Here is a 19,346-nt window from a genome sequence, read left to right on the forward strand (position 1 = left end):
TGGAAACACGGCGTCGGTGGGAAGCCGGGCAGAGCCCGGCTCTACGTGCTGCCGGCCACGCTCCCGTAGAGCCGGGCTCTGCCCGGCTGCTGTTGGCCATGACTGCGCGGCGCCCTCGCGCCTCGTCACTTCTTCGGCGTCGCCACCTTGTCCGCATGCGCCTGCGCCTGGGCCATCACCCGCAGCAGGTTGCCGCCCCAGATGCCGGCGATCTGCTTCTCGCTGTAGCCCTTGCGCAGCAGCCACGCGGTGATCTTCGGCAGCTGGCTCACATCCGGCAGGTCCGCCAGGCCGCCACCGCCGTCCCAGTCCAGACCGATCCCGGCATGCTCCGGGCCGACCACCTTGAGGATGTGCTCGAGGTGGGCGAAGAAGTCATCCAGCGTGGCCTTGCGCAGCGGGTAGCGCTGATCGAGTGCGTCCAGCCCCTGCTTCAGTGCCACGCCCTGGGCGATCGTCATCCCGTCGTAGTCGCCGCCGAGCTGCTTCATCAACGCCTCCTCGGCCTGCGCGCGCTGCTCGGTCTTGCCGGTGTCGATCAGGTAACCGCCATAGGCGTTGACCTGGATCACCCCGCCGGCCTTGGCCAGCTGCTTCAGGCGTGCATCGTCGAGGTTGCGCGGGTGGTTGTAGATCGCCTTGGCCGAACTGTGCGACAGCACGAACGGCACCGGCATGCGCTCGAGCAGGTCGTCGAACACCGCGTCGGAGGCATGTGACTGGTCGATCACGATGCCCAGCCGCACCGCTTCGTCCACCAGCGCCTTGCCGGCCGGGCTGAGGCCCTTCCATTCGGCGCCCTTCTTGTCGGTGGCCGAATCGGCGAACTCGTTGTTGGCGAAATGCACCGTGCTCAGCAGGCGCAGGCCCGCCAGGTGGTAGAAGCTCAGCAGCGAGGGATCGTCCACCAGCGGGCTGGCGTTCTCCATGCTGATGTAGACCACGCGCTTGCCGGCGGCCTTGATCCGGGCCGCATCGGCGGCGGTGAGCGCCAGCTGGAAGGTGTCCGGATGCGCGGCGAGCATCGCGCGGATGTCCATCAGCCGCAGCAGCCCCGCGTCGCGTTCGTGCACATGCGCCGCTTCGCTGCGGTCGCCCTGGTCGGTGTAGATCGCCCAGAAGCCGCCATCCAGCGCCCCTTCCACCATGCGCGGGTAATCCACCTGCGACAGCGCGTTGTGGTCGTGCCGCTGCTGGATGTCGAAGCCGGCGCGGTGGAAGTTGGCCGGCGTATCCAGGTGGCTGTCCAACGTGAGCAGCGTCTTCTGCAGGGCCGAGGCCCGGGCCAGTTCCTGCGGGGTGAACTCGATGGCGTGGGCGGCCAGCGGCGTGCACAACGCCAGCGACACCAGCAATGACAGACTGCGCAACGTCATGACGCCTCACCTTGGATGGGAAGCGTCAGACCATAGCGCTGTGAGGACAACAAACGGTAGTGCCGGCCGCTGGCCGGCTCCCCGCGACAATCGGAGACCAGGAGGAGCCGGCCAGCGGCCGGCACTACCTGATGCCGAACGTGGCCGGGATCCTGCGAATCAGTCCAGCACGCGGCAGAACACCGCCTTGAGATAGCGCGATTCCTGCACGTGCGCCATGAACGGGTGGTCCGGACCGGCGCCGGCCACCTTCAGGATCTGGATGGTGCGGCCGGAATAGAACGCCGCGCGGCGCAGCATGTCCAGGAACTGGTCCTCGGCCACCAAGCCGGTGCACGAGAACGTGGCGAACAGCCCACCGGGCTTGACCACGCCCAGCGCCAGTTTGTTCATGTCCAGATACTTCTTCAGCGCGGTGATGACCTGGTCGCGGTCGCGGGTCATCTTGGCCGGGTCCAGGATCACCACGTCGAACTGCTCACCGCGGTTGGCCGCATCGCGCAGCCACGGGAACACGTCGGACTGGATGAACTTCGGGCGCACGTTGTTGAGGCGCGAGTTGGCCTTGGCAATGGCGATCACGTCTTCATCGATGTCGATGCCGACCACTTCCGACGCACCGCGAGCAGCGGCGTACACCGCAAAGCCGCCGGTGTTGCAGCACAGGTCGAGCACGCTCTTGCCGTCCACCTGCTCGCTCAGCCACTGGCGGTTCTCGCGCTGGTCGGCGAAGAAGCCGGTCTTGTGCGCTCCGGCCGGGTCGGCGCGGAACTTCACGCCGTACTCGGTGATCACCGAGGCTTCGGTGGTGGTGTTGCCATGGAAGTCGAAGCTTTCCTGCTTCTGCACGTGTTCGTCGGCGAAGCTGTGGAAACGGCAGCCCGGGAACTGCTCACGCAGCGCTTCGTAGATCCACTCGCGGTGGCGGAACATGCCGGCGGCGAAGAACTCCACCACCACCAGGTCGTTGTAGCGGTCCACCACCAGGCCGGACAGACCGTCGCCTTCGCTGTGCACCACGCGCCAGGCGTCGGACACCGCGTCCAGCTTCAGCACGTCGCGGCGCAGCGAGACGGCCTGGGCGATCTTGCGCGAGAACCAGCCCGCGTCGACCGGAACGGCCTGGTCGGTTTCCAGGATGCGCACGGCGATGCGCGAATGGCCGTTGTAGAAGCCCCGGCCGATCCACTCCCCGTCCACGCCGATAACGTCGACGATGGCACCGGGTTTGGGACGGACGGCCGGCTTTTCGACCAGTTTCTGGAAGATCCACGGGTGGCTGGAGCGCCAGGCGTTCTTGAGGCGGACAACGGGGGCAGGGGTATTCATGGGCGTATTGTAAACGGGAAGCCTGCAGCCCTCGGCGTTGGGAGCGACACCGCCGGCGCTCTGGGAGTGACGGCCGCAGGCCGTCAGCGCGGTAACCCCGGCCGCTACGTGGTTGACGGCCAGCGGCCGTCACTACCGGTTGGGGCGTTTGGTTCAGCAGCACCGGGGCATGGAAAGGATTTGACGCCGGCCCGGCCACCCCGCAGAATCGGCCCCAGAAGGGGAGTAGCTCCCAGACGTTGTCGCCGTCAATTCGAGCCCGCAGGCTCCGGTGCAACGGCAGTCCCACCCATCGGGACTGCGAGCGAGACCTTCGCCGTATGGCGAAGCTCTGTTCCCCGGATCCCCCCGATCCTCCGTTGCAGATCCTCGCCGTCCGGCTTGAGGCAATCATTTTTCCAACGGATAAACCCAATGCAGACGATCGGTAATGTGTGGTTGTGGGGCGGCTTCGGCGCGGTGGTGATCATCGCGCTGCTGGTCGACCTCGTATTGATGCGACATGGCGGGCCGCACAAGGTCACCTTCAAGGAGGCCCTGTGGTGGTCGATCGGCTGGGTCGCCCTGGCCCTGGCCTTCAACGGCGGCCTTTGGTACTACCTGAACGAGACCGCCGGCCAGGTGGTGGCCAACAAGGTCGGCTTGGAGTTCCTGACCGGTTATCTGGTCGAGAAAGCCCTGGCCGTGGACAACATCTTCGTGTTCCTGATGATCATGGGCTACTTCGCGGTGCCCGAGGAACAGCGCCAGAAGGTGCTCATCATCGGCATTCTGGGCGCGATCGTGCTGCGTACGATCATGATCTTCGCCGGTAGCGTGTTGCTGACCAAGTTCCACTGGCTGCTCTACGTGTTCGGTGCGTTCCTGCTGTTCACCGGCTGGAAGATGTGGTTCTCGGCCGGTAGCGAGCCGGATCTTGAGACCAACCCTGCCCTGCGCTGGATGCGCAAGCACCTGCGCCTGCTGCCCGACTACGCCGGCAACGCCATGAGCGTCATGCGCGATGGCAAGCGCTGGTACACCCCGCTGTTCGTGGTGCTGATCCTGATTGCGGTCACCGACGTGATCTTCGCGGTGGACTCCATCCCGGCCATCTTCGCCATCACCACCGACCCGTTCATCGTGCTCACCTCCAACGTGTTCGCGGTGCTGGGCCTGCGCGCGATGTTCTTCCTGCTGGCCGGCATGGCCGATCGCTTCCACCTGCTGCCGTATGGCTTGGCCCTGGTGCTGGCCTTCATCGGCATCAAGATGATGCTGATCGACATCTTCAAGATCCCCACCCCGATCTCGCTGGGCGTGGTGGCCGTGATCATCGCCGCCACCGTGGTGCTGAGCCTGAAGAACCCGCCGAAGACCGGCGACGCGTAACCGACGTGCCACCGGCGGGATTGTCCCGCCGGTGGCACTACTCTCTCCCGTCGCGTTGCCCTTGTGTTCAGCCCGGGCGACGCAATCCCTAAGGGTATGAACGCCAACCTGCCCCTGCCCGCCGGCGAACCGCCGACCTCTCCCCGCAACGACCGCGGTCGCGTGCTGCGGGCGTTCAACCTGAGCCTGGCCTTCGTGCTGGTGCTGGTGGCCATCTATACCGCGCAGGGTCATTTCGACTGGCGCCCGTGGGCGGTGGCCCCGCTGGACAAGGCCGGCCTGCTTGGCATCCTCGGTGCGCCGCTGCTGCACGGTTCGGTACAGCACCTGGGGGCCAATGCCTTCGCCTTGCTGATCCTCGGGACGCTCGCCGGCAGCGTCTATCCCAAAGCCACCCTGCGCGCGCTGCCCCTGCTGTGGGTCGGCTCCGGACTGGGTGCCTGGCTGCTGGGTGACCTGGGCAGCCGCCATCTCGGTGCCAGCGGCATCACCCATGGCCTGATGTTCCTGATCTTCGTGCTGGGCCTGCTGCGCCGCGACCGGCCGGCCATTGCCGCCGGCCTGATCGCCTTCCTGTTCTACGGCAGCATGCTCATCACTATCCTGCCGCATGAGCCGGGGGTGTCCTGGCAGTCGCACATGGGCGGTGCCTTCGCCGGCATCATCAGCGCGCTGCTGTTCCGCCTGTCCGACCCGATGGCCCCGCGCAAGCGCTACAGCTGGGAAGAGGAAGACGACGAGGACGACCTGCAGCTGCAGCGTGACAACGACCTTGAACCGCCCTCCCCGCACCGCGTGCCGGTGCTGTGGCAGCCGCGCGAAGGACAGGACTTTGTGGTCCTCCCGTTCCGTCCGCGCGATCCGGGTGCGCCGCGCGAATAACGGCGGCTCACTTCGGGGGCTTGATCACGCCGGTGGCACTGATGCGCAGGCATTGCCAGGCGATGTAGCCCACCACCAGCACTTCCACCACGCCGAACAGCGTGTGGACCGAGAACGCCATGGGGCGCTCGTCCCACAGGTAGCTGTGCGATCCGGTGCGGAATCCGCTGACACGCAGGCGTCCGGTGAACAGCGCCGTTCCCACGGCCAGTGCCTGGGACAGCTCCAGTACCGCCAGGAACAGCCCAAACAGCGCGACCACCGCACGGGCAAGGAGGCCGATCCTGTCGTTGGGGTCGGACGCATTCGGCGCATTGGGGGTGGACGCTTTCCGCACCACGCGGGGTGGCGGGGCATGCACCGCGTTGAAGGCCTCTGCGCGCCGTCGCCAGGCCGGTAGTGGGGCCACCGGGCGGGCGTCTGCACCGGCAGCATCCCGATCAACGCGGGTGACCGCCACCTGCAGGTAGCCGGCAACTTCGCCAAGCCACCGCTCTGTCGACGGTCGGCCCGGCAGAAGCGCGAAGTTGCCGGGGCTGAGGCAGTGTTCGCGTCCGTCGGGCAGGATCATCCAGAGCGTACCGATGGCTGGCCGGGCATCCTTGCGGACGCGCAACTCCAACGCGGTGGGTCGGCCAAGTGCGAACTGCTCGACCTGCTCACGCAGGCCCAGCAGCATCCGGCGGCGGCGTTCAACCACGTCGTTGCGCCGGGACACGGTGAGGATCTCCCGCGGCGCCAACGACCAAAGCGCCAGCAGGCTCATCGCGGGCGGCAACAGCATCGCCAACCCTGCCAGCAGCGTATTCACCAGTGAGCCGGCTTTCATTCCCGCCATCAGCGCCGCCGCGGGGATGCCGAAGCCGATAGCCAGGAACAGCAGCACCATGCCACCGAGCACATGGTTGTGTGAGCGAATGCGTAGATCGCCGTCCGGCGTGTGTTCGTAGCGATGCCCGATCAGCATGCGACCTCCTTGTCTGCCGGGCACGGTAACGCGCGCAGCGCGCGGTCGGCAAGCGCGGTTGGGGCATGCCCCGGCAGGCATCGACCGTTGGTCGATGCGGGTAGCACCGATCACGGTCGCACCGACCAACGGTTGGTACCTACGGGTTTGCCACCGCCGTGCCATCGCCATCCACCGCGCGCCGGCCCAGCGCCGGGTCATCGGTGAAGAAGGCATCGATACCGGTGGCCAGATAGGCGCGCATCTCCGCCACGGAGCCATCGGCGTTGCGCGCGTTCGGTTCGCCCTTGCGGAACTCGGCGGCCTGGAACGGGTTCTCCGGGCGGAACGTGTACGGAACCACCATCAGCCCTGCCGCATGTGCATCGCGCACCAGCGACGTAGGCGTGCCGAGCGTGCCGGCGGCGTCCAGCGGAATGATCAGACGCAGGCTCGGGCCGATGCCGTCGGCATAGGCGGCCACCTGCTCCAGCCCGGCCGGGGTGATGATGTCGGCATAGCGCTGGCTGCCCTTGGCGGCCAGCACGTCGCCGGGCTGCTGCTTCGGGTCGCCGATCAACTGCAGCAGGCGGATGTTGGAATCGGGTGCCAGCTTGCTGCGCAGGTAACGCAGGTTGCCCACCTCGAACGACTGGATCGTCACCGGTGCCACGCGGGTATAGGCGTTGCCCTGCAGCGTGGCCAACACCTTGTCTTCCATCGGCAGGCCGATGCCCTTGAAGTAGGTGCCGTGCTTGATCTCCGGCACCAGCCCGATGCCGCGGTTGGCGCGGCCGGCCTGCTGGACCAGGAAGGCGATGATCTCGTCCAGGGTGGCGATGCGGAACTGGCCGTCGAAGGCGGTGCTGCGCAGCTGCGGCAGGCGCTCGCGGGCGTACAGCGTCTTCAGCTCGGCCAGGGTGAAGTCTTCGGTGAACCAACCCTCCATGCGTTCGCCGTCGATGCTCTTGACCGTCTTGCGGCTGGCGAACTCCGGGTGCGCGGCCACGTCGGTGGTGCCGCCGATCTCGTTCTCGTGGCGGGACACCAGCACGCCGTCCTTGGTCATCACCAGGTCCGGTTCGATGTAGTCGGCGCCGTCGGCGATGGCCTGGGCATAGGCGGCCAAGGTGTGCTCGGGCAGCAGCGCACTGGCGCCGCGATGGCCGTACACCGCTGCCTTGCGCGGCGCGGGAGGGGAGGATTCAGCGCTCATGGCCACCGATGGTGCCACGGTCAGCGACAACAGCAAGGCACAACCCCACGACAACTTCGACACTGCAAACCCCTGTTTGATGCGGCCCGCGCCAACGCGGCCGGGCGTGGATGGACCGGCGCATTGTGGTGGTGCGGTGTGACAGGGGGAAGAAACGGCACGCGGAAGGGCCGATGGACGTGGCAGAACCGGCTTCAGGAATCCTCGCCGGGCTGCCCTGATGCGCTACCAACCGCTTCCACCGCCTTTATCACCTTGTCGAAATCACTTTCGAACAATCGCGGGCTGATGGCATCGAGGTTGTAGTGGTCCACGCCTCGGGACACCGTGCGGCTGCCTTCCTGCTGAACTATCCGGAATTTCCGGAGGGTTGCCGCTGGGGTCAGCTCTTCGCTGTCAAAGATATTCTTCAGATGTTCATTGACCGTCCGCACGTCCACGCCGAACAACGCAGCCATCCGCTTCTGCGACAGCCAGATCGAATCGTCCTCGTAACGGGCCTCGATGCTCTGATCGCCCGTCTGGCTGGTGAAGATCAGGAACTCGACAGTACTGTTGCGGATCAATGTTGTCGTGCCCATCACCGGATCCTCAAAGGGGCTGTCACGCGACTGGGGCGTACTCCGGGGAGTCTGGTCGGTCTAACGCCGGCAAGGTGTGTCTGATGACGCACTTTCGGCGCTGACGATCATAGCCCCTACTTCCCGATGCAGAAGCTGGAAAAGATCCGCCCCAGCAGATCGTCGGCGCTCATCCGCCCGGTGATCTCGCCCAGTGCCTCATGCGCCAGGCGCAGTTCCTCGGCGGCCAGCTCCAGGTGTTCGTGGACCAGCTCGGCTTCGGCGCGCTCGGCGTGGCCGATGGCCAGCACGATGGCTTCAACATGACGGGCGCGCGCGGAGAACTCGCCGTCCACGCTGTCGCCGGCGCTGCCACTGGCGAGTTCGCGCAGGCGGGCGTGCAGGCGGTCCAGGCCCTGGCCGGTGGCGGCGGAGACGTGGACGACGTTCGCATCGCTGTCGCCGGGAAGGTGCTCCAGCAGGTCGCTCTTGTTGTGGACCCACAGCTGCTGCGGCACGCCGGCCAGGGCGTCGGCCACCGCGGCATGCCCGGCCTGCGGGTCGCGGGCGTCGAGCACGATGATGGCCAGGTCGGTGCGCTGCATCTCCACGTGCGCGCGGCGCATGCCTTCGCGCTCGATCGCGTCGCCGCCGTCGCGCAGGCCGGCGGTGTCGACCAGGGTCAGTTCGAGGCCATCGATGCGGATGGTTTCGCGCAGGGTGTCGCGGGTGGTGCCGGCAATGTCGGTGACGATGGCGCGCTCGCTGCCGGCCAATGCGTTGAGCAGCGAGCTCTTGCCGGCGTTCGGCGGGCCCACCAGCACCGCATGCAGGCCATCGCGCAGCTTGCGGCCGCGCTCGGCATCGTCGCGCAGCTGCCCCAGCGCGCGCAGCGCCTGGCCTAATCCGGCGCGCACCTGTTCGCCGCCCAGCGTGTCCAGCGGCTCGTCGGCGAAGTCGATCGCCGCTTCAACATGGATGCGGAGCAGAACAAGCTGTTCTGCCACCTCGTCCACGCGGCGCGAGAACACCCCGTCCAGCGACCGCCGCGCTGCGCGCGCTGCGCGGGTGTCGCTGGCCGCGATCAGGTCGGCGATGGCTTCGGCCTGGGCCAGGTCGAGCTTGCCGTTGAGGAAGGCGCGTTCGCTGAATTCACCCGGCCGGGCCTGCCGCGCGCCCAGCGCGATGCAGCGCGCGACCAGCTGCTGCAACACCACCGGGCTGCCATGGCCCTGCAGTTCCACCACGTCTTCGCCGGTGAAGCTGTGGGGGGCCGGGAACCACAGCGCGATGCCATCGTCGATCACCTCGCCCTGCGCATCGCGGAAGCGGGCGTAATGCGCCTGTCGCGGCTGCATCGTGCGCACGCCGATGGCGTCGGCGATGCCGCGCGCACGCGGGCCGCTGAGGCGCAGCATGCCGACGCCGCCGGCACCGGGCGCGGTGGCGATGGCAACGACGGTGTCGATGTTGGACGGGGTGGTCATCGCTCAGAGCTTCTCCAGCTGGGCGCGGGCCTGGGCCGCGGCGCTGCCCTGCGGTTGCAGGGCCAGGTAGGTGCTGTAGGCCTGCTTGGCCTTGGCCTTGTCGCCGGCATGGAAGTAGGCGTCGCCCAGGTTGAAGTGGGCCACCGCCCGCGAGGGATCGATCTTCAAGGTGTTCTCCAGCCAGCGTGCCGCTTCGGCATAACGCTGCTGCCGGTAGTACACGAAGCCCAGGTTGTTGGCGGCCTGGGCGAAGTCCGGACGCAGCTTCAGCGCTTCGGTGAACTGGGCCACTGCCTCGTCGTAGCGCTTCTCGCGGTACAACTGCAGGCCGCGGTCGTTGGCCTGCTGCGCGCGCTGGCGGTCGGACGTGGGCGCAGCCGCGGGCACCACCAGCGTGCTCTTACCGCCCTGCAGGTCGGCCACGGTCACCGGCGCTTCGTCCTTGCCCTTGGCGTCCTGCGCCGCGTCGACCTTGTTGTTCAACGCAATGGCGTCGGCCGACAACTGGCGGGTATCGGCGGTGAGGTATTCCTGGCTATCGGGCACCTGGAACACGAACTCGCCGCCCTGCGACCCCGGCAGGCTGCCAAAGGCGGGCGTCTGCTGCGACACCGCCGACACGGCCGGGGCCACGTACGCGGCCAGCTCGGTACCGGTGATCAGCCCGTCGCCGTTGAGGTCGCCCTTGCCGGCCAGGGCCTGCAGCAACACCCAGGTGAACACCGAATGGCCGTTCGGGCCGGCATCGGCCACCTGCTGGTCGGCGCCACCGGCGGTGAGCATCTGGCGCGCGCTGCGGCGTGCGTTCTCGCGCAGGAACGCCGACGACGAGGGCCCGCCGCGGGTCAGGCCGAGGCCGCTGTAGCAGGCGTCCATCACGAACATCACGTGCTTGGCCTGCATGCTCTCGGCGATGTTCTGGATGTCGGTCATCGCGATGGCATCGGTGGCGAACTCATCCGGGTTGGAATCCACCGGGATGATGTAGCCCAGGTCGCGGCCCGAGGCCAGGCGGCGGGTGGCGCCATGCCCGGCGAAGAACACGAACACCCGGTCGTCGCGCCCGGTGCGGTCATCGGCCAGGCGATCATGGAAGGCGGCCAGGATATTGTTGCGGGTGGCCTGCTGGTTCTTCAGCACGATCACCTGCGACGACGGGAAGCCGAACTGCCCGGTCAGGGTGTCGGCGATGGCCTGTGCATCGTGGCTGGCGTACTCCAGCTTCGGCCACTTGGCGTAGTCATCGATGCCGATCACGATCGCCCAGGACTTCTGGTAGCCGGTGGTGACCGTAGGCGCGCTGTCGGCTCCCTTGCGCGGGCGGGCCACGCTGAAGTCGCGGCCATTCCAGCCGGCGAACTGGTAGCCATCGGCAATCAGCCGGTCCAGGATCTGCGGCAGCGCCTTGACCGCGCGGTCATGGATGTCGTGGAACAGGATGATGCCGCGCTGTTCCTTCTGCACCTGGTCGACCACGCGCTGCACGATCGACTCGGGCACCGGGTCGGCCCAGTCCATCGAGTCGATGTTCCACATGATCGACTTCAGCCCGGCCTCGTTGAGCAGCTGCAGGCCTTCAGCGTTGCGCGCGCCATACGGGAAGCGGAACAGCGGCGCGCGCTTGTCATCCACGTCCTTGAGCAGCGTGTCGGTGGACAGCACCTGCTCGCGCAGCGCATCGCCGGTGGTACGCGACAGCTGCGCGTGGGTCAGGCTGTGGTTGCCCACCGCGTAGCCCTGTTCCATCAGGTTGCGGCTGATGCCGGCCAGCGGGCCCAGTTTGACCTTGCCATCGGCCTGCACTTGACCGAGGTTGCGGCCCACTTCGAAGAACACACCGGGCACGTCGTAGCGCTCCAGGATGGCCACCACTTCGTCGGTGTAGGCCTTGTGCGGGCCATCGTCGAAGGTGAGCACCACGGTCTTGGGCGGCAGGTCGCGGCCGAAGATCTCGCGGTCGCTGTCCTTCATCGACATCGGGTACGGCTCGATCACGCCGTAGTCGCGCAGGATGTCGGCGCGGCGGTACTGCGCGTGCAGGTGGGTGATGTAGTCGTCCCACTTCTCGCGCTTGAGCGCGATTGCCCGGGTGCGGTCGAAGCGGCTGAAGATGCGGGTGATTTCCTGGTTGTAGGTGCGCTCGATCTCATCCAGCGCCTCCAGGTCTTCCCCGATCCGCTGGTGCAGCTTCACCGCAGGCAGCGAGGAATCCTTGCCCACGCGCTCGTGCAGGTCGCGCAGTACTTCGCGGAAGGCCAAGCGGTCGGCATCGAACAGGTCCGGCGCCGATTCGATGTAGTCCAGCACCGTGCCCAGGGAGGCGAAGCGTTGCGGGCTCGGGCTGCGCAGCAGCGTGTCGAACTGGGCGGCGATGGCGGCGCGCTGCGCCAGGCCGTCGTGGAACAGCTGCTGGCCGATGCGGCTGGAGGTGGCGCGATCGCCCGGCGACTGCTGCGCCTCGTCGGCCAGCAGCACGATGATGCGGCGGTGGCCGTCGAGCTGCTTCTGCAAGGCCGCCAACAGCGGCGCTGCCGCCGGATCCGCGGCGGCGGCGGCCGCCTGCGCGCTGGGGGTGGCCGGCGTCTGGGAGTCGGTCGCGTCCTGCCGGCCACAGCCAGCCATCACCAGGGTCAGCAGCAGCACGGGCACGGGCAGACGGAACAGCGACGACGCAGGGGGCATGGGGGGACTCGGGGAAACGCGGCAACGGTGGCGGGGATTGTATCGCCGCCAAAGAAAAACCCGCCGGATGGCGGGTTTTTCAGGGGCAACCAACCAGGGGTCGGTTTTATTTCTTCTTGATCGGCGCGGTGGTGGCCGGCACCGGGTCGCTGCCGTGGCGCTTGGTCATCCACCACTGCTGCAGCAGGCCCAGGCCACCGTTGACCACCCAGTACAGCACCAGGCCGGACGGCATGAAGGCCATCATGACGCCGAACACCAGCGGCATCATCTGCATCATCTTGGCCTGCATCGGGTCCATGCCCGGCGCCGGGGTCAGCTTCTGCGTGGCCCACATCACCGCCACGTTGATCACCGGCAGGATGAAGTACGGGTCGCGTGCGGTCAGATCCTGGATCCAGCCCAGCCACGGCGCCTGGCGCAGTTCCACCGATTCCACCAGCACCCAGTACAGGGCGAAGAAGATCGGCATCTGGATCAGGATCGGCAGGCAGCCGCCCATCGGGTTGATCTTTTCCTTCTTGTACAGCTCCATCATCGCGGTCTGGAACTTCTGGCGGTCATCGCCATAGCGTTCCTTGAGCTGCGCGATGCGCGGCTGGAAGCGACGCATCTTGGCGCCGCTCTTGTACTGCACCGCCGACAGCGGATACAGCACCAGCTTCAGCAGCACCACCAGGCCGACGATGGCCCAGCCCCAGTTGTTGACGACCTTGTGGACCTGGTTCAACACCCAGAACAGGCCCTGGCCGATGATGGCCATCAGCGAGAAGCGGCTGTAGTCGACCACGCGGTCCAGGCCCTTCACGTCTTCCTTGGCGAGCAGGTTGACCAGCTTCGGGCCCACCCACAGGCGTGCCTCGGTGCTGGCCTGCTGCCCGGCGGCCACGGTGAAGGCCGGACCGGTGGCCTGGATCTGGTCGCGACCGTCATGCTGGGACAGCACGTAGTTGGCGGCCTGGTCCGGCTGCGGGATCCACGCGGTGAAGAAATGGTGCTGCAGCATCGCCAGCCAGCCGCCGGTGATGGTGCGGTTGAGGTTGCCGTCGTCCAGGTAATCCTTGAACGCGCGACGCTCATAGCCGTCCTGCGGGCTGAACCAGGTCGCGCCGTTGAAGCTGAACGAGTCCGGGTTGGTCATGCTGCGCGACAGGATGGTCGGGGTGCGGTCCAGGGTGCGGTACACGTAGCCGTTCCACGGCGCGGTGCTGCCGTTGACCACTTCGTCCTTCACCTTGATCGCGTACTCGTTGCGGCCCAGGGTGTAGGTACGGCGAATGGTCACGCCGTTGGGACCGTTCCACACGAACGGGATCTGCAGTTCCTTCTGGTCCTTGCCCAGCACGAAGTCGCGGCTGTCGCCGACCAGCTTGAAGCCATTGGCTTCGGGCACCGGCATGCTCTTGTCCTGGCTGGTCCAGCCGCTCACCGCGCGATACGGGTGCGTGCTCTCTTCGGTCAGCAGGCGCACCGGCGGGCTGCCGTCGGCCTTGGTCTGCGGGAACTGCAGCAGCTCGGCGTCCAGCACCGTGCCACCGTCCAGCACCAGGCGCAGGACGTCGGTGGTGACGGTCACGCGGGCGGCGCCGGCCTGGGCCTGGGCGGCCGGCTGGTTGGCCGGTGCGCTGCCCGGGGCCTGTGGCACCGTCGCGCCCGGGACCGACCCGGCGGCACCCGGCACGGTCGCCTGGGTCTGGGCAGCCACCGTCGGGGTGGCCGGCGCGGCCTTGTCGCGGCCCCACTCCATCCACAGCAACACGGCCACCATCAGCCAGGCAAAAATCAGGAAAACGCGGGTCTGGTTCATCAGCGGGCAGGCTCGACGGGGCCGGCAGGTGAGGCCGGCTCGGACTGGGAAAGGGGTGCAACGCCCAGGGGCGGCGGCATTGTGCCGTCCGCGCCCGGCATGGGCAATGCGCCAAGGCGGCGCAGCAGGCGTTCAAAGGCCTGACGGATGTCTGCATTGCTGGCGGTACGGGCGGCGCTACGGGCAACGACGACAAAATCGCCGGCACTCATCCACGGCCGTAGGTGGCGTGTGGCATCGCGTAGCACACGCTTCACTCGGTTGCGACCCACGGCTCGGGGATCGACTTTGCGCGACACGGCGAGACCCAACCTGGCTGGCGTATCGCTCTTCAGCCAGTGCAGGGTCATCAGCGGATCGGACACACGGCGGGCGCCGTTGAAGACCGTTGTATATTCGGCACGCGTACGAACCCGCGCAGAGCGAGGAAATCGCTTGCGCGGGTCGGAACTGCTCACAGTCAGGATTGCGTCTGCCGCGGGAAGCGGCATTGCAATCAAGCGCTCAGGACTTTACGGCCCTTGGCGCGGCGACGCGACAGGATCTTGCGGCCGTCAGCGGTCTTCATACGGGCACGGAAGCCATGGTCGCGCTTACGCTTGAGGTTGCTGGGTTGGAAAGTGCGCTTGGTGGCCATGCGGGCCTCTATATGAAGGGGACGGAAAGAACCGGAAATTCTATAGACCTGACCAAGGTGCCGTCAAGTGTCTGGCACTACGGGATTTCATCCGGCTGTGCAATAGCTGTGGATCATTTTGTGAATAACTTTGGGACAACCATTCCCGGCCCCCCTCGTCGGTGGTAGTCTGCGCCATCCATTCTTCCCTCCTTCCGGCCTGCGGTGCGGCGGTTTCCTACGCCTGTACGCTGGCCCCAGACGATTATTGCCGATGGATGCCTGGTCCCGTTGTCTCGAACGCCTCGAAGCGGAGTTCCCGCCCGAGGATGTTCACACCTGGTTGAAGCCACTGCAGGCCGATCTGCGCGTGGACAGCCTGGTGCTTTATGCGCCAAACGCCTTCATTGTCGACCAGGTGCGCGAGCTGTACCTGCCGCGCATCAAGGAACTGCTGGCGCACTTCGCCGGTTTCGGCGACGTTTTTCTTGAAATCGGCTCGCGTCCGCGGGCCGTGGAGGCGCAGATTGCGCCGAATCCGGGCTTCAGCGCCCCGGCCGTGGCGGCCGAACCGCTGGTGCCGTTCGCCGGCAACCTGGATTCGCACTACACCTTCGCCAACTTCGTGGAAGGCCGCAGCAACCAGCTGGGCCTGGCCGCGGCGTTCCAGGCGGCGCAGAAACCGGGTGACCGGGCGCACAACCCGCTGCTGCTGTACGGCGGCACCGGCCTGGGCAAGACCCACCTGATGTTCGCGGCCGGCAATGCGATGCGCCAGGCCAATCCGGCTGCCAAGGTCCTGTACCTGCGCTCGGAACAGTTCTTCAGCGCGATGATCCGGGCGTTGCAGGAAAAAACCATGGATCAGTTCAAGCGCCAGTTCCAGCAGGTGGACGCGCTGCTGATCGATGACATCCAGTTCTTCGCCGGCAAGGACCGCACCCAGGAAGAGTTCTTCCATACGTTCAACGCCCTGTTCGACGGCAAGCAGCAGATCATCCTGACCTGCGACCGGTACCCGCGCGAAGTCGAGGGCCTGGAAGCACGGCTCAAGTCGCGCCTGGCCTGGGGCCTGTCGGTGGCCATCGAACCGCCGGACTTCGAGACCCGCGCCGCGATCGTGCTGGCCAAGGCACGTGAGCGTGGCACCGAGATTCCCGACGATGTGGCGTTTCTGATTGCCAAGAAGATGCGCTCCAATGTCCGCGACCTCGAGGGTGCGCTGAATACCCTGGCCGCACGCGCCAACTTCACCGGCCGTGCGATCACCACTGATTTTGCGCAGGAAACCCTGCGCGACCTGCTGCGCGCCCAGCAGCAGGCGATCAGCATTCCCAACATCCAGAAAACCGTGGCCGACTACTACGGGCTGCAGATCAAGGATCTGCTGTCCAAGCGTCGGACCCGGTCGCTGGCCCGTCCGCGCCAGGTAGCCATGGCGCTGACCAAGGAACTCACCGAGCACAGCCTGCCGGAAATCGGCGATGCCTTTGCCGGCCGGGACCACACCACGGTGCTGCATGCCTGCCGTCAGATCCGGACGTTGATGGAAGCCGACGGCAAGTTGCGGGAAGACTGGGACAAGCTGATCCGGAAGTTGAGCGAATGATGCATGCACGCCGCACAGGCGTCATCGCATAAAACGGTGCAGAATCCGGTAGCAAGCAGGGGACAGGGTGTGGATAAGAAATCGGGTAAATTTCCCTGGTGATTTATCCACAGCTTCACCCTCCCCCCGAGGGTTAGTAGTGCAGAGGGTTTCAGGCTCTGAAACCTCTTTGTTTACAAAGACTTAGCTGTGTTTTCCAGCGATTCTGTTCCTACCATCACCACCAAGCTTTTGATTTATTCCATATTTTTTTAAAGCATAGGGGCACGGAACCACATGCGTTTCACACTGCAGCGCGAAGCCTTTCTCAAGCCGTTGGCACAAGTCGTCAACGTGGTCGAACGCCGCCAGACCCTGCCGGTTCTGGCAAATTTCCTGGTCCAGGTGCAGAACGGGCAGCTGTCGCTGACCGGTACGGACCTGGAAGTGGAAATGGTGTCGCGGATCGCGGTGGAAGATGCCCAGGACGGCGAGACCACCATCCCCGCCCGCAAGTTGTTCGAGATCATCCGCGCCCTGCCCGACGGCAGCCGGATCACCGTCTCGCAGACCGGTGACAAGATCACCGTGCAGGCAGGCCGCAGCCGCTTCACCCTGGCAACCCTGCCGGCCAACGACTTCCCGTCTGTGGACGAAGTCGAAGCCACCGAGCGTGTGGCCATCGGCGAAGCCACCCTGAAGGAACTGATCGAGCGCACCGCGTTCGCGATGGCCCAGCAGGACGTGCGCTACTACCTCAACGGCCTGCTGTTCGATCTGCGCGGCGATGCCCTGCGGACCGTCGCCACTGACGGACACCGCCTGGCGCTGTGCGAAACCGAGCTGGAAAAAGCCAGCGGCGCCAAGCGTCAGATCATCGTGCCGCGCAAGGGCGTGACCGAACTGCAGCGTCTGCTGGAAAGCGGCGATCGCGAGATCGAGCTGGAAGTCGGTCGCAGCCACGTGCGGGTCAAGCGCGACGATGTGACCTTCACCTCGAAGCTCATCGATGGCCGCTTCCCGGATTACGAGGCAGTGATCCCGATCGGTGCCGACCGTGAAGTGAAGGTCGACCGCGAAGCACTTCGGGCCTCGCTGCAGCGCGCCGCGATCCTGTCCAACGAGAAGTACCGAGGCATCCGCGTGGAAGTCTCGCCGGGCAACCTGAAGATCAGTGCGCACAACCCGGAGCAGGAAGAAGCCCAGGAAGAGATCGAAGCCGACACCACGGTCAGCGATCTGGCCATCGGCTTCAACGTGAACTACCTGCTGGACGCGTTGTCGGCACTGCGCGATGAGCACGTCGTCATCCAGCTGCGTGATTCGAACTCCTCTGCCCTGGTCCGTGAGGCCAGCAGCGAGAAGTCCCGTCATGTGGTGATGCCGCTGCGTCTCTGACGACGCATGGTTCCACGTGGAACCGACGTGTTGAAGAAGCCCGGCCATGTGCCGGGCTTTTTCTTGTTCCACGTGGAGCATTGCGGTTTTCAAGGTAACACGCAGCGGTTTCGATCCTGGTTGGTGGCTGCCGTCAAAAGCGTGGATCAACGACTCGCGACAGTGGGGGTCGCATCAAGTTTCGAGGTCGGTAGATCCGACGCATTGCGCAGAGGTTTCCCCTGCTCCCAAGCCTTGCTTTCGCGTTCCATGCCGACGGCTCGTTTGCCTGCCCGGATCACTGCTCTATGCTTTAAAAACTGTATATAAATCTAAAGCTAGGTGGTGGTGGTAGGGCCAGATTTGGTTGAAAAGTACCTTATCTTATTGAAATTCAAGGGAATATCAGGCCTGAAACCCCCTACATAAGGCCCCCTGAGGCTGGGGGTGATCCTGTGGATATCTTTCAAGGCGGGTTTTGGGCCTGTTTTTATCCACAGCTCGTACATGAGTTGTGCATAAGTCATACAGAGCCTCTGTGGACAGCGAAACTCAGCCGTGCCGTATTTGGCCAAATCTGAATAGGCATGCCGGGTCCAGTGCAGCAGATTTCAAAGAATTCACCCGTAGCGGGAATCGAACCCCGCGAAGGGTCAGGCGAAAGCCCATCAATTTTCTTGAAATCTGCAGGCCTGCCGCCCTGCCCGGCCGCCAGATTTCAAGAAATTCACGGTGCTGCGTGGCCATGTGGCGGGCGGCTCCGTGCCCTGCGCTGGTGGATCGACGTGGATCGGGGCAGCAGGAAGCGCGTTCACCCCGCGGCCCACGTGAAACACACCCGATGCAGTAAGCTGATCGATTGCCCCTACCCGACTGCCGCCTTGTGCGGCCGTGATCGACTGCATGCACATCCGCCGCTTGTCCCTGCACCAGGTTCGCCGCTTTGACCACGTGGAACTGGCCCCCCAGCCGGGCATCAACCTGATTACCGGTGACAACGGCGCCGGCAAGACCAGCGTGCTGGAGGCCCTGCATGTGATGGCGTATGGGCGCAGCTTCCGCGGCCGGGTGCGCGACGGTCTGGTGCGCGAAGGACAGGACGCGCTGGAAGTCTTCGTGGAATGGGACGAATGCCGCGAAGGCGCGCCAAGTTCCACGCGGCGCAAGGCCGGGCTGCGTCACAGCGGGCAGGAATGGAAGGGTCGGCTCGATGGCGAAGACGTTGCGCAGCTGGGAAACCTTTGCGCAGCGCTGGCCGTGGTGACCTTCGAGCCCGGCAGCCACGCCCTCGTCAGCGGCGGTGGCGAACCGCGCCGTCGCTTCCTCGATTGGGGTTTGTTCCACGTGGAACCAGACTTCTTGGCATTGTGGCGGCGCTACTCGCGGGCACTGAAGCAGCGCAACGCCCTGCTCAAGCAAGGGGGCAACGCTCATGCGCTGGACGCCTGGGACCACGAGCTGGCCGAAGCTGGCGAACCGCTGACCACGCGGCGCCAGCATTACCTCGAGCGGCTGCAGGACCGGGCCACCGCGTTGGCCCAGGTGCTGGCACCGAACCTGGGCATACAGTCGATGACGCTGAGCCCGGGCTGGCGCAAGCAGGAGGTGTCCCTGTCCGATGCCCTGTTGCTCGCCCGGGAACGCGACCGCATGGCCGGCTACACCTCCGTCGGCCCGCACCGGGCGGACTGGAGCGTGGGCTTCGCCAGCATTCCAGGCCGCGACGCCTTGTCCCGCGGCCAGGCCAAGCTCACCGCATTGACCTGCCTGTTGGCCCAGGCCGAGGACTACGCCGAGCAGCGCGGCGAATGGCCGGTGATCGCGCTCGACGACTTGTCCTCCGAACTGGATCGCAACCACCAGGCCCGGGTTCTGGACCGGTTGAAGTCCGGGCCCGCGCAGATATTCATCACCGCCACCGAGACCCCGGCGGCGCTGCACGACGCAACCGATATCACCCGGTTCCACGTGGAACATGGGCATGTCCAGCCTGTGCCATAGTGGTCGGGAGGGCGCATGCGCCCGGCTGGTATAATTGCTGTTGCAACCCCTTACCCACGGTGCCCCGCGTCAAGCGGCGGCCCGACCTGCGGAGCCTACGGCAAGCGC

At 65.9% G+C, this 19,346-nt stretch carries 15 protein-coding genes; 5 read left to right on the forward strand and 10 right to left on the reverse strand.

Annotated elements, in window-relative coordinates:
• Positions 1-125: 125 nt before the first annotated feature.
• Positions 126-1,376, reverse strand: a complete 1,251-nt coding sequence (locus AC6CHL_RS16050; RefSeq protein WP_498295290.1) for a dipeptidase — start codon at positions 1,374-1,376, stop codon at positions 126-128.
• Positions 1,377-1,535: 159 nt separating this feature from the next.
• Positions 1,536-2,705: a class I SAM-dependent rRNA methyltransferase gene (locus tag AC6CHL_RS16055; RefSeq protein WP_038691557.1), complete on the reverse strand. Its 1,170-nt coding sequence runs from the start codon at positions 2,703-2,705 to the stop codon at positions 1,536-1,538.
• Between the two features lie 414 nt (positions 2,706-3,119).
• Between AC6CHL_RS16055 and AC6CHL_RS16060 the strand changes: the two genes are divergently transcribed.
• Complete coding sequence (locus tag AC6CHL_RS16060; RefSeq protein ID WP_038691555.1) at positions 3,120-4,076, forward strand: TerC family protein; 957 nt, start codon at positions 3,120-3,122, stop codon at positions 4,074-4,076.
• A 96-nt stretch (positions 4,077-4,172) separates the two neighbouring features.
• The gene (locus AC6CHL_RS16065) at positions 4,173-4,958 is read left to right on the forward strand and encodes a rhomboid family intramembrane serine protease (RefSeq protein ID WP_038691553.1); all 786 of its coding nucleotides are present in this window, start codon (positions 4,173-4,175) and stop codon (positions 4,956-4,958) included.
• Between the two features lie 7 nt (positions 4,959-4,965).
• On the opposite strand, the gene AC6CHL_RS16070 is transcribed toward AC6CHL_RS16065, so the two are convergent.
• From AC6CHL_RS16070 to rpmH, 8 genes are all read right to left on the reverse strand, one after another.
• Entirely contained in the window at positions 4,966-6,096 is a 1,131-nt protein-coding gene (locus AC6CHL_RS16070) for a hypothetical protein (RefSeq protein ID WP_498295292.1), read from the reverse strand.
• Positions 6,065-7,120 carry a glycerophosphodiester phosphodiesterase gene (locus tag AC6CHL_RS16075; RefSeq protein ID WP_498295294.1) on the reverse strand — a complete coding sequence of 352 codons (1,056 nt, stop codon included), beginning with the start codon at positions 7,118-7,120 and terminating at the stop codon, positions 6,065-6,067. Before AC6CHL_RS16075 ends, AC6CHL_RS16070 begins: the two co-directional genes overlap by 32 nt.
• 194 nt (positions 7,121-7,314) lie before the next feature.
• Positions 7,315-7,701, reverse strand: coding sequence for a virulence RhuM family protein (locus tag AC6CHL_RS16080; RefSeq protein ID WP_244880152.1), 387 nt, complete (start codon positions 7,699-7,701; stop codon positions 7,315-7,317).
• A 116-nt stretch (positions 7,702-7,817) separates the two neighbouring features.
• The gene (gene mnmE, locus AC6CHL_RS16085) at positions 7,818-9,167 is read right to left on the reverse strand and encodes a tRNA uridine-5-carboxymethylaminomethyl(34) synthesis GTPase MnmE (RefSeq protein ID WP_498295296.1); all 1,350 of its coding nucleotides are present in this window, start codon (positions 9,165-9,167) and stop codon (positions 7,818-7,820) included.
• 3 nt (positions 9,168-9,170) lie between these two features.
• Positions 9,171-11,849: a polysaccharide deacetylase family protein gene (locus AC6CHL_RS16090; RefSeq protein ID WP_498295298.1), complete on the reverse strand. Its 2,679-nt coding sequence runs from the start codon at positions 11,847-11,849 to the stop codon at positions 9,171-9,173.
• Positions 11,850-11,955: 106 nt separating this feature from the next.
• Positions 11,956-13,656, reverse strand: a complete 1,701-nt coding sequence (gene yidC / locus AC6CHL_RS16095) for a membrane protein insertase YidC (RefSeq protein ID WP_038691545.1) — start codon at positions 13,654-13,656, stop codon at positions 11,956-11,958.
• Positions 13,656-14,147, reverse strand: coding sequence for a ribonuclease P protein component (gene rnpA, locus AC6CHL_RS16100; protein WP_081797298.1), 492 nt, complete (start codon positions 14,145-14,147; stop codon positions 13,656-13,658). Before rnpA ends, yidC begins: the two co-directional genes overlap by 1 nt.
• Before the next feature lie 5 nt (positions 14,148-14,152).
• On the reverse strand, positions 14,153-14,293 hold the full coding sequence (gene rpmH, locus AC6CHL_RS16105; protein WP_006404565.1) for a 50S ribosomal protein L34: 141 nt from the start codon (positions 14,291-14,293) through the stop codon (positions 14,153-14,155).
• A 253-nt stretch (positions 14,294-14,546) separates the two neighbouring features.
• Between rpmH and dnaA the strand changes: the two genes are divergently transcribed.
• The 3 genes from dnaA (at position 14,547) to recF (ending at position 19,238) form a co-directional block, all read left to right on the forward strand.
• Positions 14,547-15,881: a chromosomal replication initiator protein DnaA gene (dnaA, locus tag AC6CHL_RS16110; RefSeq protein WP_137191476.1), complete on the forward strand. Its 1,335-nt coding sequence runs from the start codon at positions 14,547-14,549 to the stop codon at positions 15,879-15,881.
• Positions 15,882-16,157: 276 nt separating this feature from the next.
• Positions 16,158-17,258 carry a DNA polymerase III subunit beta gene (dnaN, locus tag AC6CHL_RS16115; RefSeq protein WP_019184048.1) on the forward strand — a complete coding sequence of 367 codons (1,101 nt, stop codon included), beginning with the start codon at positions 16,158-16,160 and terminating at the stop codon, positions 17,256-17,258.
• A gap of 882 nt (positions 17,259-18,140) precedes the next feature.
• On the forward strand, positions 18,141-19,238 hold the full coding sequence (recF, locus tag AC6CHL_RS16120; RefSeq protein ID WP_498295301.1) for a DNA replication/repair protein RecF: 1,098 nt from the start codon (positions 18,141-18,143) through the stop codon (positions 19,236-19,238).
• Positions 19,239-19,346: the final 108 nt, after the last annotated feature.

The sequence above is a fragment of the Stenotrophomonas sp. GQ19 genome (assembly GCF_059758695.1).

What these genes read in the sequence shown, in the direction of transcription:
- AC6CHL_RS16080 (WP_244880152.1), bottom strand. Translation starts at nt 7,701, where the DNA reads ATGGGCACGACAACATTGATCCGCAACAGTACTGTCGAGTTCCTGATC.
- AC6CHL_RS16090 (WP_498295298.1), bottom strand. Translation starts at nt 11,849, where the DNA reads ATGCCCCCTGCGTCGTCGCTGTTCCGTCTGCCCGTGCCCGTGCTGCTG.
- rpmH (WP_006404565.1), bottom strand. Translation starts at nt 14,293, where the DNA reads ATGGCCACCAAGCGCACTTTCCAACCCAGCAACCTCAAGCGTAAGCGC.
- AC6CHL_RS16055 (WP_038691557.1), bottom strand. Translation starts at nt 2,705, where the DNA reads ATGAATACCCCTGCCCCCGTTGTCCGCCTCAAGAACGCCTGGCGCTCC.
- AC6CHL_RS16060 (WP_038691555.1), top strand. Translation starts at nt 3,120, where the DNA reads ATGCAGACGATCGGTAATGTGTGGTTGTGGGGCGGCTTCGGCGCGGTG.
- AC6CHL_RS16075 (WP_498295294.1), bottom strand. Translation starts at nt 7,120, where the DNA reads ATGAGCGCTGAATCCTCCCCTCCCGCGCCGCGCAAGGCAGCGGTGTAC.
- mnmE (WP_498295296.1), bottom strand. Translation starts at nt 9,167, where the DNA reads ATGACCACCCCGTCCAACATCGACACCGTCGTTGCCATCGCCACCGCG.
- AC6CHL_RS16050 (WP_498295290.1), bottom strand. Translation starts at nt 1,376, where the DNA reads ATGACGTTGCGCAGTCTGTCATTGCTGGTGTCGCTGGCGTTGTGCACG.
- AC6CHL_RS16065 (WP_038691553.1), top strand. Translation starts at nt 4,173, where the DNA reads ATGAACGCCAACCTGCCCCTGCCCGCCGGCGAACCGCCGACCTCTCCC.
- dnaN (WP_019184048.1), top strand. Translation starts at nt 16,158, where the DNA reads ATGCGTTTCACACTGCAGCGCGAAGCCTTTCTCAAGCCGTTGGCACAA.
- yidC (WP_038691545.1), bottom strand. Translation starts at nt 13,656, where the DNA reads ATGAACCAGACCCGCGTTTTCCTGATTTTTGCCTGGCTGATGGTGGCC.
- dnaA (WP_137191476.1), top strand. Translation starts at nt 14,547, where the DNA reads ATGGATGCCTGGTCCCGTTGTCTCGAACGCCTCGAAGCGGAGTTCCCG.
- recF (WP_498295301.1), top strand. Translation starts at nt 18,141, where the DNA reads ATGCACATCCGCCGCTTGTCCCTGCACCAGGTTCGCCGCTTTGACCAC.
- rnpA (WP_081797298.1), bottom strand. Translation starts at nt 14,147, where the DNA reads ATGCCGCTTCCCGCGGCAGACGCAATCCTGACTGTGAGCAGTTCCGAC.
- AC6CHL_RS16070 (WP_498295292.1), bottom strand. Translation starts at nt 6,096, where the DNA reads ATGGCGATGGCACGGCGGTGGCAAACCCGTAGGTACCAACCGTTGGTC.